Raw genomic sequence first — 15400 nt, forward strand, 5'->3', positions numbered from 1 at the left:
GGTACTGGAGTCAGGCAGCAGCCATTGTCCGTTATTAATCAGCACAGTGGCCAATCACCGGCGAGGCAGCTTCACCCCGTTTGCTGCACCCAAAGATTGTCGTTCAGCGCTTCCAGCACCACGCCGAGATTGCCACCAAGCATCTTGTTCAACCGGGTGCTGCCGCCGTCGTTCCGGAACGCCTCGCCGATCTGCTTTTCGTCGATCACGACCTCATGCACTAGCTGCTTGGCCAGGCGCTCCAGCCACTTGCGCTGAACTGGTGTCCATTGCTGCAGGGTATAAATCTTCTCCATGGCCTTGGCCACGCGTTGCTCGAATGGCAGCAGGGCTTCGCCAAGCGCGGCGCGGCGGATGAAGCCGACGATGCTGGCGGCGATTTCCTGGTTCGTCTGGTTGCGCCAGGCGCTTTGCAGGTTCACTTCGCTGTAGCCGTGCCCATCGAGCAGCAGGCGCACTTCGCGCAGCTGCTCTCGGGTCAGGTCCTGCGGGCGATTGACCACCACGCCGAGGGCCACCGACTGGTTGAGCTGGTTCTGGATGAAGTCGTTGAAGCTTTCCAGGTAGTCCGCGGGCTTCTGATTGGCACCGTAGTTCTGCTCGCGGACCATCAGCTCGTCCGTGTGGGTGGAGATCACCGGGTAGTTTTCCGAGCCGAGCAGGGCATTGACGGTGGCGAGCTGGTCGAGCAGCTGGCTGTGCTGACGGATGAACTGCGCGGCCTGCTGCGGGCCGAGCCCGTGCAGGTGCTGGTGCAGTTTGTCTGGTGCCACTCCCCACGTGTCTTCCAACTCGTCGAGTTTGCTCTTGAGGGTCGGTTTGCTCTCGGCCTTGTGGCTGGCCTTGCGCAGGATGCGCATCACCCGCTGGCTGAGCTGGTCGAGCACATCATGGGCATGACTGCTGTCGGGCTGGCTGCCGGGCGCGTCGAGGCTGGCGGGGTTGGTCAGCTCGCTGACCAGCTGTTCCAGGCTGATGCTGGGGTCTTTCACCAGCGGCTTCATGGTGTCCACCGGTTCGAGGCTGGCGTACAGGTCGACCGGGTCGTAAATCCGGAATACGGTCTTGCCGATCTCGTCGCAGCGACGCGTGGCGCGGCCCTTCATCTGTTCATAGAGGATGCGCGAGCGTACCCGGCGCATGAACACCAGGTGGCAGATGCGTGGCACATCGATGCCGGTGGTGAGCAGGTCGACGGTGATGGCGATGCTCGGGTAGCGCTCGTTCTTGTACTGGCGGATCAGCTGTTCGACCTTGTCGCTCTGCCCGGTGATGATCTGCACGGCGGCCTGGTTGTAGTCATCGCCGTGAACCTCTTTGAAGGCTTCGTCGAGCAGGTTCTTCACGCGCTCGGCGTGGGCCTGGTTGACGCAGAAGATCATCGCCTTCTCATCGCCTGAAGGGTCCAGCTCCTGGGCCAGCTGCTCGCAAATGACCTTGTCGAAACCGGGGGTGATCACGCGGCGGTTGAAGGACTCGATCTCGAAGTCGAGCTCGTCCTCCAGTTCCGCCACGTCCACCTCGCCAGTGGCTGTATCGATGATGCTGACGCTCTCGCCCTTGGCGAAGTGAATGCCGTTCTGGCTGAGCAGGGTCTGGTAGCGGATCGGCGGTTCGTGGTCGATCAGCCAGTCGTCGGCCACCGCTTCGCGGTAGCTGTAGGTGAAGATCGGCGCGCCGAACACTTCGCTGGTGTGCTTGGCCGGCGTGGCGGTGAGGCCGATGCGGCAGGCGTCGAAGTAATCGAGCACGCGGCGGTACTGCGAGAGGTACTGGCTGTGGTCGCGCACCGCCAGCTCACCTTCGGTCATTTCCTGGTCGAGGGTGTAACCGCGGTGAGCTTCGTCGACGATGATGCAGTCGAAGGCGTCGATGGGCGGCGGGTTGTCCGACTGGAAGATGCGCCGGACCATGGCCTGCACGGTGGCGACCTGAACGCGCGTTTCGGCCTCGGCGGCCATGTCGCCCAGCTCCTTGATGTCGTAGATCTGCGCCAGCGTATGGTTCTGCTCGAGGGTCGCTTCGTTGAACGCCTCGATGGCCTGCTGACCCAGGGCGCTGCGGTCGACCAGAAAGAGGATACGGCGGAAGCGTTCGGCCTTCAGCAGGCGGTACATCAGGCCGATGATGGTGCGCGTCTTGCCGGTGCCGGTGGCCATGGCCAGCAGGCATTGGCGGCGGTTGTCGGCGAGCGCCTGCTCGACGGCGCGAATGGCGTTTTCCTGATAGTCGCGCAGCTTGAGATAGGCGAAGCCTTCCTGTTGAAGCATCGCCTCGGCCGCTTCACGGCTGCGTTTGAGCAGGTCGAGCAACCCATCCGGCCGATGGAAGTCCTGCAGTGGGCGGCGCAGGTTCGCGGGGCTGCGCAGGTCGCGGAACCAGATGCCGGATAGCTCGGCGAGCTGCTTGATGTAGGGCCTGCCATTGCAGGCAAAGGCGAACGGGACCTGGAAATATCCACCCTGGCCGTCGGTCCAGCCCGCCTCTTGTCCGGCGGGTTGCAGGTCAGCGGTGATGATTAGCTGGCGCGAATAGCGCTCGGCCTGTGGGATGCGGTCGGCAATGTTGATGCGCTTGCGCTTGGCTTCGACGATGGCGACCGGAGTGAGCCCGGCGAACAGCACGTAGTCGGCGTTTTCTTTCGGCTTGCTGGTTGGCCATTCGGCGATGGCCCTGTTCTTGCCCTTCTCCGGGCGAGCGCCCTTGCTATAGGTGAGATCGAGCGAGTCGGCTTCCCATCCGGCATCGTTGAGCTGCTGGTCGATGAGGATGCGGGTGAGGTCTTCGTTGAGGTCGAACTGGCTGGTGGCTTGCTGCGTCTTGCGGGTGACTTGCTCGGCGGCTTGTGGCTGATTCTCCAGTTGTTTCTGCAGCGTCTGCAGGCGCACCTCGAACTCGGCGCGGGCGCTGGCCAGTTCCGTTTCACGCTCCCGGGCGATCTGCTCGTAGACGCGCGCTTCCTCATTCATCTCACCGGCGAGGCTGGCTTGCTCCGCCTTTTCCCGTGCCAGCAGTTCTGCCAGCTGGTGGTTGCTCTCCAACTGCTGACGACTATCGCCCAGCTCGGCACGCAGCTTCTCGATCTGCGCTTGCAACTCGCGCAGCGGAGCACTGGGGTCGGCAGGGGTGATGAAAGGGCCCGGTTTGAAGCTGTTGCCGGCGCTTCCGAACGACTGGTGATACCAGATGGCGAGCGCCCGGGCGACCTTCAGCCCATCCAGAGCTTCGCGATGCTGAGTGCGGAACTGGTGAGTGGCCTTGTTGCCCTCGATGCGCAGGGTGTGGAACAGATTGCGGATGTTGCCGTCGAGCTGGATCTCGCGGCCTAGCCGGTAGAGCAGGTCGGATTGGGAAATGGTGGCGTCCAGCTCGATGCCTGCCCGTGCCGCCAGATCCTGCGCCAGTGCCTCGCCGAGTTGGCGCAGCTTGATCAGCGTGGTGTTCGGGTCGCTGGCGAAGACGCGCTCGGCGCTGTTGGCTAGCTGAAGGAAGACCGGGTCGTGTTCCTTGAGAAAGTCGAAGTTACTGCTCTCGGCCATGGTCCATCCCTTGATGTCATCCATTCCAGCGGTCCGGGAATTAGCTTTCGTCGATGGATGATGCCAGACCGAGTGCTGAGCGTGTACTTGACAGCTGGTTGGACGGACGCCCATCGAGGCCTGTCTGTCCTGCTTGACCTGAGCTCGCGCCAGAAACAAAAAAGGCCCGCATCGCTGCGAGCCTTTGGAAAGGATGGTGCCGGCACCAGGAGTCGAACCCGGGACCTACTGATTACAAGTCAGTTGCTCTACCAGCTGAGCTATACCGGCAAATCGGGCGCCATTATAGCCATTGGGGGCAGTGAGTAAACCGTTATCGGCCAGGCACTTGCGCGGGGTCCGCGGGGCGTTCGGCGAGTAGCAGGAGGTTGCGTGGGGTCAGTTCGCTGGGGCAGAAGGTGCCGAGGCGGACCTGGTAGCCCTGTTCCTCGAGATAGAGCGCGCGGTCGAGTAGCAGCCAGAGCTCCAGCGGGCGGCGGAAGAGGGCGCGCAGCAGCTCGAGGTTGCGCACTTCGGCCAGGCGCTGCCAGCCGGCCTGCTCCAGGTCAGGCCAGTCCTGCTCGCCGGGGTCGGCCAGGCCCTTGAGGCTGGCCAGGTGGCGGCAGTAGTCGGCGAACGGCTGGCGCAGCCAGGCGGTCGGCAGCGAGGGCGTCGGCAGGTACGCGTCGACGCCGCGCAGCCGGCGCTGCAGGGTATCGAAGCCCAGGCGCCAGGCCATCGACCGGTCGCGGTCGCGGCGCTCGCGCGCGCCGGCGGTGACGGTTTCGCTCAGGGGCAGGCCGAGGTCGTCGCGGCTGAGCTGCAGGGCGGACGCGCCAGCCCGTTGCGACAGCGGCTGGTAGGCCGGCGCCTGGATGCGGTTGTAGCAGCAGGGCGCGAGCGCCAGCTGCCGCGCCTGGCGGGCGACGGCCAGTTGCAGCAGGCGCACGTGCAGGTCGCCGCAGGCGTGCAGGGCGACGGCGGTGTGCTGCGGGTCGAGCGCCGCGGCGCAGTCATCGGCGAGCACGTCCTGGCAGCGGTGTTCGGCCGCCACGCCGAGGCGGGCGCTCAGGCGAGCGCCTTCGGCGACCAGCGCGGCGTCCCATTCCAGGCAGGTCAGCGAGTTGCCGTCGGCGGCCAGGTAGCGGCCGAGATGGCCCTTGCCGGCGCACCAGTCGAGCCAGTGGGCTGGCCGCTGGCGAAACTGCAGGTGGGCGGCGAAGGCCTGGATCTGCTGCCATTTGCGCCCGGGTACGTCGAGTTGCTGGCGGTGGCCGCCGGCGGGCGTCGGTTGCACGGGTAGCGGGTCGAGGCGGCAGAGTTCGCTGGCGCGGCCGGCCAGTGCCGGGAAGGGCGCCGGCGCGGCGAGCGCAGCGGGGGCGTGCTGGGCGGCTTCGGCCGCGGCCAGCGAGCGGCCGCGCAGCCAGCCTGCCAGTTCCGGCAGTTGCGCTTCCCAGGCCAGGTGCCGCTCGACGAACGGCCGCGGCCGCCAGAGCGCCTGGTGCTCGCGGAGGAAGGCGTCCAGCGCGTCGAAGCGCTCGGCAAGGCTGGCTGGGCTGGGCATGGTGGTATCGCGACGGGGCGGGGGTGCGATTGTACGACCGTCGCCGGCCGTGCGGCAGCGCCCGAAAAAACGCCCGTCGGGTGACGGGCGTTGGCGCGGGCTTACTTGCCGTAGACCTGCTCGGGCAGCCAGGTGATGAGATCCGGCCAGAGGTAGGCGACCACCAGCATCGCGATCTGGATGCCGATGAACGGGATCACGCCCTTGTACATGGTGCTGGTCGGCACGCTGCGCGGGGTCACGCCGCGCAGGTAGAACAGCGAGAAGCCGAACGGCGGGGTGAGGAACGAGGTCTGCAGGTTCAGCGCGAACATCACGCCGAGCCAGATCGGGTCCAGGCCCATGGCCAGGAGGATCGGCCCGACGATGGGCACCACGACGAAGATGATCTCGATGAAGTCGAGGATGAAGCCGAGCAGGAAGATCACCAGCATCACCACCAGGAAGGCGCCGAGCACGCCGCCGGGCAACTGGTTGAGCGCGTGCTCGATCATCATCTCGCCGCCGAAGCCACGGAACACCAGCGAGAACAGCGAGGCGCCGATGAGGATGAGGAACACCATCGAGGTGATCTCGGTGGTGCCGCGGGCGACCTCGCGCAGTTGGCCGAAATCGAGCTGGCGCTTGGCCAGCGAAAGCAGGGTGGCGCCCAGCGCGCCGATCGCAGCCGCTTCGGTCGGTGTGGCGTAGCCGGCGAGGATCGAGCCGAGCACCGCAGCGATCAGCACCAGCGGCGGCAGCAGGGCACGGAACAGCTTGCCCCATTCGATCGGCCCCAGCTCCGATTGCGGCAGCGCCGGCAGCTTCTTCGGCTGGAAGATGGCGATTGCGATCAGGTAAAGGATGTACAGGCCGACCAGCGTCAGGCCGGGAATCAGCGAGCCGACGAAGAGGTCGCCGACCGAGACGGTCTTCGGCGAGAAGATGCCCATCTTCAGCTGGGCCTGCTGGTAGGCGCTGGACATCACGTCGCCGAGCAGCACGAGGATGATCGACGGTGGAATGATCTGCCCCAGGGTGCCGGTCGCGGCCAGGGTGCCGGTGGCGACCGCCGGGTCGTAGCCGCGGCGCAGCATGGTCGGCAGGGCCAGCAGGCCCATGGTCACCACGGTGGCACCGACGATGCCGGTACTGGCGGCGAGCAGCGCGCCGACCACGCAGACCGAGATCGCCAGGCCACCGCGCAGGGTGCCGAACAGGCGTGACATCGATTCGAGCAGGTCCTCGGCGACGCGCGATTTCTCCAGCATCACGCCCATGAAGACGAACAGTGGCACGGCCAGCATCGTCTGGTTGTTCATGATGCCGAAGATGCGGTTGGGCAGCGCATGCAGGTAGCCGGCATCGAAGGTGCCGGTGAGCACGCCGGCGCCAGCGAACAGTAGGGCCATGCCGCCAAGGGTGAAGGCCACCGGGTAGCCCGACATCAGCGCGATGCAGATGCTGACGAAGAGGGTGATCGCCATGATCTCAGCCATGCTTCACCTCCGCTTGCTCTTCCGGCAGGCGGCCGGCGAGGCGATAGCCGACCTTGATCAGGTCGGCGATCGCCTGCAGCGCGAGGCTGAGGACCAGCACCAGGATGATCGTCTTCTGCAGGTAGACGAACTTCAGCCCGCCCGACTCGCTGGAGCTTTCGAACGTGGCCCAGGAATTGGCCACGTAGTCCCAGCTGTTCCAGGCGAGGAACAGGCAGACCGGCAACAGGAACAGCACATGGCCCAGGCCGTCGACCAGCGCCTGACGGCGGGCGGGAAACTTCTGGTAGAAGATGTCGACGCGCACGTGGCCGTTGCGCTGCAGCGTCCAGGCGGCGGCACCCATGAACACCAGCGCGTGGGCATACATGACGGCTTCCTGCAGGGCGATCGCGCCGATGCCGAAGCCGTAGCGCAGGATCACCACGATCGCGGTGCCGACGACGAGAAACAGGGTCAACCAGGCGCACAGCTGGCCGAGGCGCTGGTTCAGCGCATCGATGAGGCCGGCCGCGCGGAGCAAGGGCGGGTGGCTCGGGGACATTGGGACAGTCCTTCTTGTGTGGGGAGCAAGGAGTTGGCGGGATCGCGATTCTTGCAGTAGTGGCGGTTTGCATCAATCACCACCGAGTCATACGAAGTATGGGCTAGGCTTGGAGCGCCGGACGCTCTAATGTTGTCCGGCCTGGCTGCGGGAGCTGCCCGACGCGGACAGCTTCGCGACGCGGCGCGCAACAGGGCGCCCGATGCGCGACGTCCCGCGCCGAATCGGGGGAAGAAGTGTCCGGGCACATCGCCGTTGCCTGACAAGACCAGAACAACAAGGAGCATCGAATGAAACGTCGTGACATCCTCGCCGCCGCTGGCGTGGGCCTGGCGGCCACCGCCCTGGCCGGCTGCAATGAAAAGACCGAAACCGCAGGTGCCGGCAAGGCGGCCGCCGAACAGCAGACCTTCACCTGGAAGATGGTCACCTCCTGGCCGAAGAACTTCCCGGGCGTCGGCGTCGGTGCCGAGCGCTTCGCCAAGCTGGTCAACGAGATGAGCGCTGGGCGCCTGACCATCAAGGTCTACGCCGCTGGCGAGCTGGTGCCGGCGCTGGAAGTGTTCGATGCGGTGTCGCGCGGCACCGCCGAGATGGGCCACGGCGCGCCCTACTACTGGAAGGGCAAGGTCCCGGCGGCACAGTTCTTCTGCGCCCTGCCGTTCGGCCCCAATGCCCAGGAGATGAACGCCTGGCTGCATCGTGGCGGCGGCATCGAGCTGTGGGAAGAGGTCTACAAGCCGTTCGGCGTGCTGCCGATGGCCTGCGGCGCCACCGGCGTGCAGACCGCCGGCTGGTTCAACAAGGAAATCAACTCGGTCGACGACTTCAAGGGCTTGAAGATGCGCACCCCCGGCCTGGGCGGCGAAGTGCTGACCAAGATGGGCGGCACCGTGGTCAACATGCCGGCCGGCGAGATCTTCACCGCGCTGCAGACCGGCGCCATCGACGCCACCGAGTGGATCGGCCCGTACAACGACCTGGCCCTGGGCCTGCACAAGGCGTCCAAGTACTACTACACCCCGGGCTGGCAGGAGCCGAACGTCACCTTCGAACTGGACGTCAACCTCAAGGCCTGGGAAACCCTGCCGGATGACCTCAAGGCGATCGTGCGGGCCGCCGCGCGCGACGTGAACGGCGACATGCTCGACGACTACAACGCCAAGAACATGGAAGCGCTCGAGCAGCTGCGCGAGCAGGGCGTGGAAGTGCGCCGCCTGCCGGACGAAGTCCTGGCACGCCTGAAGGAAGTGGCCGCCGAAGTGGTCGAGGCCTCGGCCAAGGCCGATCCGGTCGCCGCCAAGGTGTGGGAGCAGCAGAGTGCCTATCTCAAGCGGCTGTACGAGTACGCCGAGCTGAACGAGAAGGACATCTACAACATCCGCGGCTGACCGCCGGCCGGGATGAAGAAACGCCACTGCAGGCTGCAGTGGCGTTTTTTTTCGTGCGCGCGAAGGCCGCGGCAGGGTTCAGCCTTCCAGCGTGGCGTTCAGGCTGATGCGTGCATTGAGCAGCTTCGACACCGGGCAGCCTTCCTTCGCCTGGTCGGCGATCTCGGCGAAGCGCGCCTGGTCCGCGCCCGGCACCCGCGCCCTGAGGGTGAGGTCCACGGCGGTGATGCTGAAGCCCTCGCCGTCCTTGTCCAGGGTGACCTCGGCACGCGTCTCGATGCGCTCGGCGGTCAGCCCGGCCTGGCCGAGCAGCATCGACAGCGCCATGGAAAAGCAGCCGGCGTGGGCGGCGCCGATCAGTTCCTCCGGGTTGGTGCCCGGGGCGTCCTCGAAACGGGTGTTGAAGCCGTAGGGGTTGTCCTTCAGCGCGCCGCTCTGGGTGCTGATGGTGCCCTTGCCATCCTTCAGGCCGCCTTGCCAGACGGCCGATGCGCTCTTCTTCATGCTGCCTCCTCGAAAGAAGGCCCGCCGGAGCGGGCCGGGGATCGGATCAACGCGGCGTCTGCTCGGTGGCGAGGATCGCCCGCGCCAGCTCCATGTCGCTGGCCGCCAACTCCGGGCGCTCGCTGCGCAGGCGCTGCAGGGTGGCTTCCAGGTGCGGGCCGCGGATGGCGCCGTCGCTGGCGACGAAGCTGCCGGCGTCCTCGCGGATCGCCAGGACCTGCTTGTCGTCGCGGAAGGTCATGTAGGTCGATGCGGTGGTCGCACCGGAGGAGAGGATGTCGCGTACCAGCCCATCGGCCAGCGCGCTGCCGAGCGGGGCGGCCGCCAGGGCCAGCACAGCCAGTGTCTTGTTTCGCATGATCGCACCTCCTTGGATCCTGTCTTGCTTGAGAGTGCGCAGCGAACCGTCGAGTTCCGACGTGGGCGGCCGGGTCAGGCCTCGATCAGCTGGCGGATGCGGCTGGCCAGGTCGTCGATGTTGAAGGGCTTGGCGAGCATGTCCATGCCCGGGGCGAGGAAGTCGTCGCGCCGCTCGGTGTGCGGTACGTAGCCGGTGATGAACAGCACCTTGAGCCCGGGGCGGTGCTGGCGGGCGAGGTCGGCGAGCTGGCGGCCGTTGAGCCCGGGCAGGCCGACGTCGCTGACCACCAGGTCGATGCGCCGGGCGCTCTCGATGAACGGCATGGCAGTCAGCGCGTCGCTCGCCTCGAGCACCCGGTAGCCCAGCTCGCGCAGCACCTCGATCACCAGCATGCGTACCGCGACCTCGTCCTCGATCACCAGCACCGTCTCGCCGCCCGCGGCCTGCGGCGCCTGCCCGGGTTCGCGGCGCTCGGCCTCGAGGCGGTCCTCGACCTGGTTGCGCGGCAGCAGCAGGGTGATCCGCGAGCCCTCGCCGACGCGGCTCTCGATGCGCACGTGGCCGCCGGTCTGCTTGGCGAAGCCGTAGACCATCGACAGCCCGAGGCCGGTGCCCTGGCCGATCGGCTTGGTGGTGAAGAAGGGGTCGAAGGCCTTGGCGATGACCTCCGCCGACATGCCCGAGCCGGTGTCGGCGACGCTGAGCTCCACGTAGTCGCCCGGCTCCGGGCTGTCCGGCTGGTCGGGCGCGATCTCGACGTTGCGCGTAGCGATGCTCAGGTGGCCGCCGTCGGGCATGGCGTCGCGGGCGTTGATCACCAGGTTGAGCAGGGCGTTCTCCAGCTGGTGCGCGTCGGTGTAGGCCAGCCAGAGCGGCTGCTGCAGCTGGCTGTCGAGCAGGATGTGCTCGCCGATGGTGCGGCGCAGCATGTCCTCCATCGACACCACCAGCTGGTTGACGTCCACCGGCCGCGGGTCCAGCGACTGGCGACGGGCGAAGGCCAGCAGGCGGTGGGTCAGTGCGGCGGCACGGTTGGCCGAGGTCACCGCGGCGTCGAGGTAGCGGTCCAGCTCGCCCAGGCGGCCGCTGGCCACGCGCCGCTGGATCAGGTCCAGCGCGCCGAGCACGCCGGTGAGCATGTTGTTGAAGTCGTGCGCCAGGCCGCCGGTGAGCTGGCCGATGGCTTCCATCTTCTGCGCGTGGCGCAGCGCTTCCTCGGCGCGCTCGCGCTCGGCCATCTCGATGTGCAGGCGGTTGTTGATCTGCGCCAGCTCGCGGGTGCGCTCGATGACCCGCCGCTCGAGGCTGTCGTTGAGCTCGCGCAGGGCTTCCTCGGCGGCGACCTGGGCGGTGATGTCGGTGCTGGTGCCGAACCAGTGGGTGACCTGGCCATAGTCGTCGCGGATCGGCAGTGCGCGCGAGAGGAACCAGCGATAGCGGCCGTCCTTGCCGCGCAGGGGGAAGGTCTCCTCCCAGATCGAGCCGATGGCGAAGGCACGCTTGAGCGAGGCGGTGACCCGCTCGTGGTGCTCGGGATGGTGCACGGCCGCCCAGCCGAGCGCGCGCATCGCCTCGTAGGTGGTGCCGGTGTAGTCGTACCAGCGCTTGTTGTACCAGTAGATCCGCCCGCCGGGGTCGGCCATCCAGGCGAACTGGCTCATGTTGTCGGCCAGGGTGCGGAACTGCTCCTCGCTCTCGCGCAGGGCGCGTTCGGCGCGCATGCGCTCGTCGGCGGTCCAGCTGCGGTCGGCCACCTCGCGGATGAACGACACCTCGTCGTCCTGCCAGTGGCGCGGCGCATCCTCGAGCAGCATCAGCGCGGCGGCCAGCTGGCCCTGCTCGAACAGCGGCACGCAGACCAGGCTGGCGATGCGGCGCTCGGCGAACAGCTCGACCTGGCTGGCGGTGCGGGCATCGTTGAGCACGTCGTCGATGACCACCAGCTCGTCGTTCATCAGGTCGTAGTGGAAGTCGCCGAAGTCGGCGAAATGCACGCGCTCGTTGCCGGCCGCCGAGGCGCCGTCGCTCCAGTAGCGCTCCACGGTGCCGGTGAGCCCGCCGGGGTCGATGCTGGCCAGCAGCACGCGCGAGACCTGCAGGGTATGGCCGATCACGCTGACCGCGGCGTGGGCGATGGTCTGGCTGTCGTGCTGCTCGCGCAGCAGGTCGCCCAGTTCGATCAGGGCGGTCTGGCGCTGCTCGACCAGGCGCCGCTCGCTGATCTGCTCCTCGAGCAGGGCGTTGATCTGGCGCATGTGCTCGGCGGCGCTGCGCTCGGCGGTCACCTGCCGCGAGGTGCCGAGGATGCGCACCTCGCCGTTGGCGTCGAGCACGCGGCGGCCGCGGTTGGTCAGCCAGACATACTCGCCGCTGCGCGGATCGAGGATGCGGTAGTCGACCTGGAATTCGCCGCCGTCGACACCCTGCAGCGAGCGCCGCAGCGCCTCGAGCAGCAGCCCGCGCTCGTCGGGGTGCACCAGCTGCAGGACTTCCTCGGCCGAGGGCGTGGGGTCGTCCGGGCCGAGGTTGGCCAGCGCCTTGAGCTGGTTGTCCCAGTGCAGGGTGCGCCGCGTCTCGTTGTACTCCCAGACGCCGATCGAGGCGATCTCGTTGGCCAGGCTGATGCGTTGCTCGGCCTCGCGCAGGGCACGCAGGGTGGTGATGCGCTCGCTCGCGGCGCGGATGCGCTCGACCAGTTCGCGGATCAGCGCGATGTCGCCGGGCGGCCAGTGGCGCGGCGTGGCGCTTGCAAAGAGCAGGAACAGCGCGCCGCGCGGCTGCTCGGGCAGCGTCAGCGTCAGCGGCGCCAGCAGCAGGGCCTGGCTGGACAGGCTGCGGTAGAGCCCGGCCTGCGCCGGCTCGTCGCCGGCATCGAGGGTGACGAGGGTGCCGGCGGCCAGGCGCGGGCCGAGCTCGCGGCCACCGAGCGGGTGCCGGCCGAGGCGGTCGGCGGCATTCGGCGCGTGCCACTGCTGGGTCAGCACCAGGGCGTCGCCGTCCAGGTGGCCGAGGGCGATGCAGTCGGCGCCGGTGAGGCGGCCCAGGCGCGCATCCAGCACGCAGCGGATGTCGATCTGCTCGCTGGACGCCTGCAGGCGGTCGCTGATGTCCAGCAGCAACGCCTGCAGGGCTTCGTGCTGGGTGCGCTCGCTGATGTCGGTGAAGGTGCAGATCGCGCCCTGCAGCACGCCGTCGCGGTAGATCGGCCCGACCCGGTATTCCACCGGCAGCGCGCTGCCGTCCTTGCGGAAGAACAGCTCGCGCTCGATGCGATGGGATTCGCCGCTGCGCGCGCTGCGGTGGATCGGGCAGTCCTCCACGGCGTAGGGGCTGCCGTCGGGATGGCTGTGGTGGATGATCTCGTGCAGCTGGCGACCGAGCACCTCGTCGCGGCTGGCGAAGCCGAGCATGCGCAGGAAGGCCTCGTTGCACAGGGTGACCCGGCCGGCGGTGTCGATGGAGTAGAAGCCTTCGCTGGCCGAATCGAGCAGCAGCCGCGTGTAGGCCTCGCTCTGCTGCAGGGCGAGCTGCACCTGGTGCTCGCTGGCCAGGCCGCCGCCGCTCTCCTTTGCCCGCCGCCGGCCGAGTTCCAGCAGCGCCATGGCCTGGCCGGCGAGGCGCTCGAGCTGCGTACGCCGGGGCGCATCGAGCTCGCGCGGGGTGCTGTCGAACAGGCAGAGCGTGCCGACCGCCAGGCCGCGTTCGTCGCGCAGGATGGCGGCGGCGTAGTGGCGTGCCGGGCGGCCGTCGCCGAGGCACGGCGCATGCTCATCCAGCTCGAACTCGACCACCGGCGCGTCGGCGAGGATCGCCCGCGCGCTCGGCGAATGCTCCAGCGGCAGCGGTTCGTCGGCCAGGTTCAGCGTGGCCAGGCTGTGCTGCCGCTGCTCGACCAGGTGCAGTGCCGCGGCCGACCGCTCGCACAGCTGCGCGGCCAGCGCGAGCAGCTCGTCGAGCTGGCCGGCCAGATAGGCGGGAGCGCTCGCCAGGCAGGCCGCGGCGGCCAGCCGGTCGCTGTCATGCCAGATGAGGGCGCGGGGGGCTTGCTGGGTCAAGGTGTCGATGCTCGGCTGTCCGTTGCCTGTGTCCAGCTGCTGGCTGGTCGTGTTTCGAAGGTGTCCGCGCAGGTCGCTGCGCAGGCGGGAAAAGCCCTGCAAAAGACTACATCAGGCGCACATGGTTCAGCGGTCGCCGAGCGATCGCGCCGCCGGGCGGTCGGCTGCAGCCGCAGGCTCGACCGGCCGGTCACGGCTGCCCGCGTTCGGCGGCGTTCAGCGCCTCGAGCAGCCTGGCATCCTGGTGGTAGATGTCGGGGTGGTAGAACAGCCGGCCGGACTCGTCGACCGCCGCGGTCCAGTAGGCCATGAGGATCGGAATGGACCGCGCCAGGCGGTACTCGTGGGTCTGGCCGCTGTCGAGCAGCTGCGTCACGCGCGGCCGCTCGGCATCGGTGAGCAGCAGGTCGACCAGTTGCATGGCGCCCTGCACCCGCACGCAGCCGGAGCTGGTGGTGCGCCCGGCACGCTCGAACAGCGCCTGGCTGGGGGTGTCGTGCAGGTACACCGAGAAGGGGTTGGCGAAGCGCACGGCGACGCGCCCCAGCGGGTTCTCCGGGCCGGCATCCTGGCGCAGCATCAGGCTGCCGGGGTTGTCCCAGTCCACCGTGGCCGGGTCCAGGCGGTTGCCCTGGCGGTCGAGCACGCTCATGCGGTTGTGCGCCAGGTAGTTCGGGTCCTGGCGGATCTGCGGCAGCTTGTCTTCGCGCAGGATGGTCGGCGGCACCGTCCAGGTCGGGTTCAGCGTCAGGCGGGTGACGCGCGACTTGAGCGGCGGGGTGCGCCGCGCCTCGCGACCGACCTGGGTGCGCGTGCGCCAGCGGAGCTCGCCGTCCTCGAAGTAGCTGAGCGAGGCGCCGGCGATGTCCACCAGCAGCGAGCGCGGCTCCACCTCGCCGGCGAACCAGCGCAGGCGCTCGAGGTTGATGCGCAGCTGGTCCAGGCGGCTGGCCGGGCTGACGTTGAGCGCAGCCAGGGTGGCGCGGCCGACCACGCCGTCCTCCTCGATGCCGTGGTGCAGCTGGAAATCGCGTACCGCGGCGACCAGCGCGGCGTCGTAGCGCTCGGCCTGCGCGGCGTCGGGCGCGCCCAGGCGCTGGCGCAGCAGCGGCACGCGCGGGTCGCGGTCGTCCGGGTGCAGGCTGGCGCCGGCGGGGATCGGCTGCCAGGCCGGCAGCGGCGCGCGGCGCAGCGCGGCATAGATCTCGCGCAGCTGGCGGTACAGCGCCAGTTGCGGGCGCGCCGAGTCGAACGCACGGCGCGGGTCGTCCAGGCCGTCCCAGGCGCGCGCCAGCAGTTGGTGCCGGTCGCGCTGGGCAGGGCTGTCCGGGCTGCGCCACAAGGGTTCGATCGCCGCCTGCGCGAGGCGCCCGTAGGCCAGGTGGTCGAGCGCCTGCAGGTAGGCGTGGCTGGCGGCGAGGTCGGCGCAGGCGCGGTGCAGCGGCTCGCGGCTGGCGCTTTGCGTCAGCTCGCGGATGCGCTGCGGCGCATAGCTGGCCGGTGCAAGGCCGTCGTCGGCCAGGGTTTCGAGGGCCTCGAGCAGGCGGTCGATCTGCCGGTAGCTGCGCCAGGCCGGCTCAAAATCGCGCCGCTGGTAGAAGGTGGCGAGCGTCTCGCGGGCCTCGCCGTCGGGCACCGGTTGCAGCGCGGGGCAGCGCTGCTCGAGCGCATCCAGGGCGGTGGCCAGCGGCTTGGAGGGGGCGCTCGGCGGGTTGGCCGTGGCGGTGAAGGGTAGCGCCAGCAGCCAGGCGGTCAGACAGAATGCACGTTTTTTGACCAATGTTTCGCTCCAGAGCCAGTCCACGACTGCTAGACTGCGCCGCGGTACCCGGCAGCGCCGGGCTTGCAGGTCGTCCAGACCCTGACAACATATCGCGTCGGGCCGAGCCTTGGCTCACCCGGCTTGTGTCGCTGCCGTCCGGCTGGCAGCGAATGAGGCGCCAGCGAGGGCAGCAAGTCCGCTCGCCGTGCCCGATGAGGTTACC

At 68.3% G+C, this 15400-nt stretch carries 9 protein-coding genes and 1 tRNA gene; 1 reads left to right on the forward strand and 9 read right to left on the reverse strand.

What is annotated here, in order from left to right; all coding sequences use genetic code 11:
* Positions 1-71: 71 nt before the first annotated feature.
* The 5 genes from hsdR to L3N39_RS02320 form a co-directional block, all read right to left on the reverse strand.
* The gene (gene hsdR, locus L3N39_RS02300) at positions 72-3539 is read right to left on the reverse strand and encodes a type I restriction-modification system endonuclease (protein WP_237255937.1); all 3468 of its coding nucleotides are present in this window, start codon (positions 3537-3539) and stop codon (positions 72-74) included.
* Positions 3540-3733: 194 nt separating this feature from the next.
* Positions 3734-3809, reverse strand: a tRNA-Thr gene (locus tag L3N39_RS02305).
* Between the two features lie 43 nt (positions 3810-3852).
* Positions 3853-5082 carry a methyltransferase gene (locus L3N39_RS02310; RefSeq protein ID WP_237255584.1) on the reverse strand — a complete coding sequence of 410 codons (1230 nt, stop codon included), beginning with the start codon at positions 5080-5082 and terminating at the stop codon, positions 3853-3855.
* A gap of 101 nt (positions 5083-5183) precedes the next feature.
* On the reverse strand, positions 5184-6560 hold the full coding sequence (locus L3N39_RS02315; protein WP_237255585.1) for a TRAP transporter large permease: 1377 nt from the start codon (positions 6558-6560) through the stop codon (positions 5184-5186).
* Positions 6553-7104: a TRAP transporter small permease subunit gene (locus L3N39_RS02320; RefSeq protein WP_041109524.1), complete on the reverse strand. Its 552-nt coding sequence runs from the start codon at positions 7102-7104 to the stop codon at positions 6553-6555. The genes L3N39_RS02315 and L3N39_RS02320 overlap by 8 nt, the downstream gene beginning before the upstream one ends.
* A 290-nt stretch (positions 7105-7394) precedes the next feature.
* On the opposite strand from L3N39_RS02320, the gene L3N39_RS02325 reads away from it, so the two are divergent.
* Positions 7395-8495: a TRAP transporter substrate-binding protein gene (locus L3N39_RS02325; RefSeq protein WP_237255586.1), complete on the forward strand. Its 1101-nt coding sequence runs from the start codon at positions 7395-7397 to the stop codon at positions 8493-8495.
* Positions 8496-8573: 78 nt separating this feature from the next.
* Here the strand turns inward: L3N39_RS02325 and L3N39_RS02330 are convergent, their stop codons facing one another.
* The 4 genes from L3N39_RS02330 to L3N39_RS02345 all read right to left on the reverse strand — a co-directional run bounded on the left by L3N39_RS02330 (position 8574) and on the right by L3N39_RS02345 (position 15195).
* A complete protein-coding gene (locus L3N39_RS02330; RefSeq protein ID WP_237255587.1) occupies positions 8574-8999 on the reverse strand; it encodes an OsmC family protein in 426 nt (141 codons plus the stop codon).
* Positions 9000-9045: 46 nt separating this feature from the next.
* Positions 9046-9357: a DUF2388 domain-containing protein gene (locus L3N39_RS02335; protein ID WP_237255588.1), complete on the reverse strand. Its 312-nt coding sequence runs from the start codon at positions 9355-9357 to the stop codon at positions 9046-9048.
* Between the two features lie 74 nt (positions 9358-9431).
* Positions 9432-12962, reverse strand: coding sequence for a PAS domain S-box protein (locus tag L3N39_RS02340; protein ID WP_237255938.1), 3531 nt, complete (start codon positions 12960-12962; stop codon positions 9432-9434).
* Between the two features lie 643 nt (positions 12963-13605).
* Positions 13606-15195: a L,D-transpeptidase family protein gene (locus L3N39_RS02345; RefSeq protein ID WP_237255589.1), complete on the reverse strand. Its 1590-nt coding sequence runs from the start codon at positions 15193-15195 to the stop codon at positions 13606-13608.
* Positions 15196-15400 lie beyond the last annotated feature (205 nt).

Origin of the sequence: Pseudomonas oligotrophica, from assembly GCF_021726475.1 — a bacterium.
Taxonomy (GTDB): Bacteria; Pseudomonadota; Gammaproteobacteria; order Pseudomonadales; family Pseudomonadaceae; genus Stutzerimonas; species Stutzerimonas oligotrophica.

Excerpts from the sequence above, each read along its gene's own strand:
- hsdR (WP_237255937.1), bottom strand. The coding sequence starts at position 3,539 with ATGGCCGAGAGCAGTAACTTCGACTTTCTCAAGGAACACGACCCGGTC.
- L3N39_RS02310 (WP_237255584.1), bottom strand. The coding sequence starts at position 5,082 with ATGCCCAGCCCAGCCAGCCTTGCCGAGCGCTTCGACGCGCTGGACGCC.
- L3N39_RS02315 (WP_237255585.1), bottom strand. The coding sequence starts at position 6,560 with ATGGCTGAGATCATGGCGATCACCCTCTTCGTCAGCATCTGCATCGCG.
- L3N39_RS02320 (WP_041109524.1), bottom strand. The coding sequence starts at position 7,104 with ATGTCCCCGAGCCACCCGCCCTTGCTCCGCGCGGCCGGCCTCATCGAT.
- L3N39_RS02325 (WP_237255586.1), top strand. The coding sequence starts at position 7,395 with ATGAAACGTCGTGACATCCTCGCCGCCGCTGGCGTGGGCCTGGCGGCC.
- L3N39_RS02330 (WP_237255587.1), bottom strand. The coding sequence starts at position 8,999 with ATGAAGAAGAGCGCATCGGCCGTCTGGCAAGGCGGCCTGAAGGATGGC.
- L3N39_RS02335 (WP_237255588.1), bottom strand. The coding sequence starts at position 9,357 with ATGCGAAACAAGACACTGGCTGTGCTGGCCCTGGCGGCCGCCCCGCTC.
- L3N39_RS02340 (WP_237255938.1), bottom strand. The coding sequence starts at position 12,962 with ATGGCGCTGCTGGAACTCGGCCGGCGGCGGGCAAAGGAGAGCGGCGGC.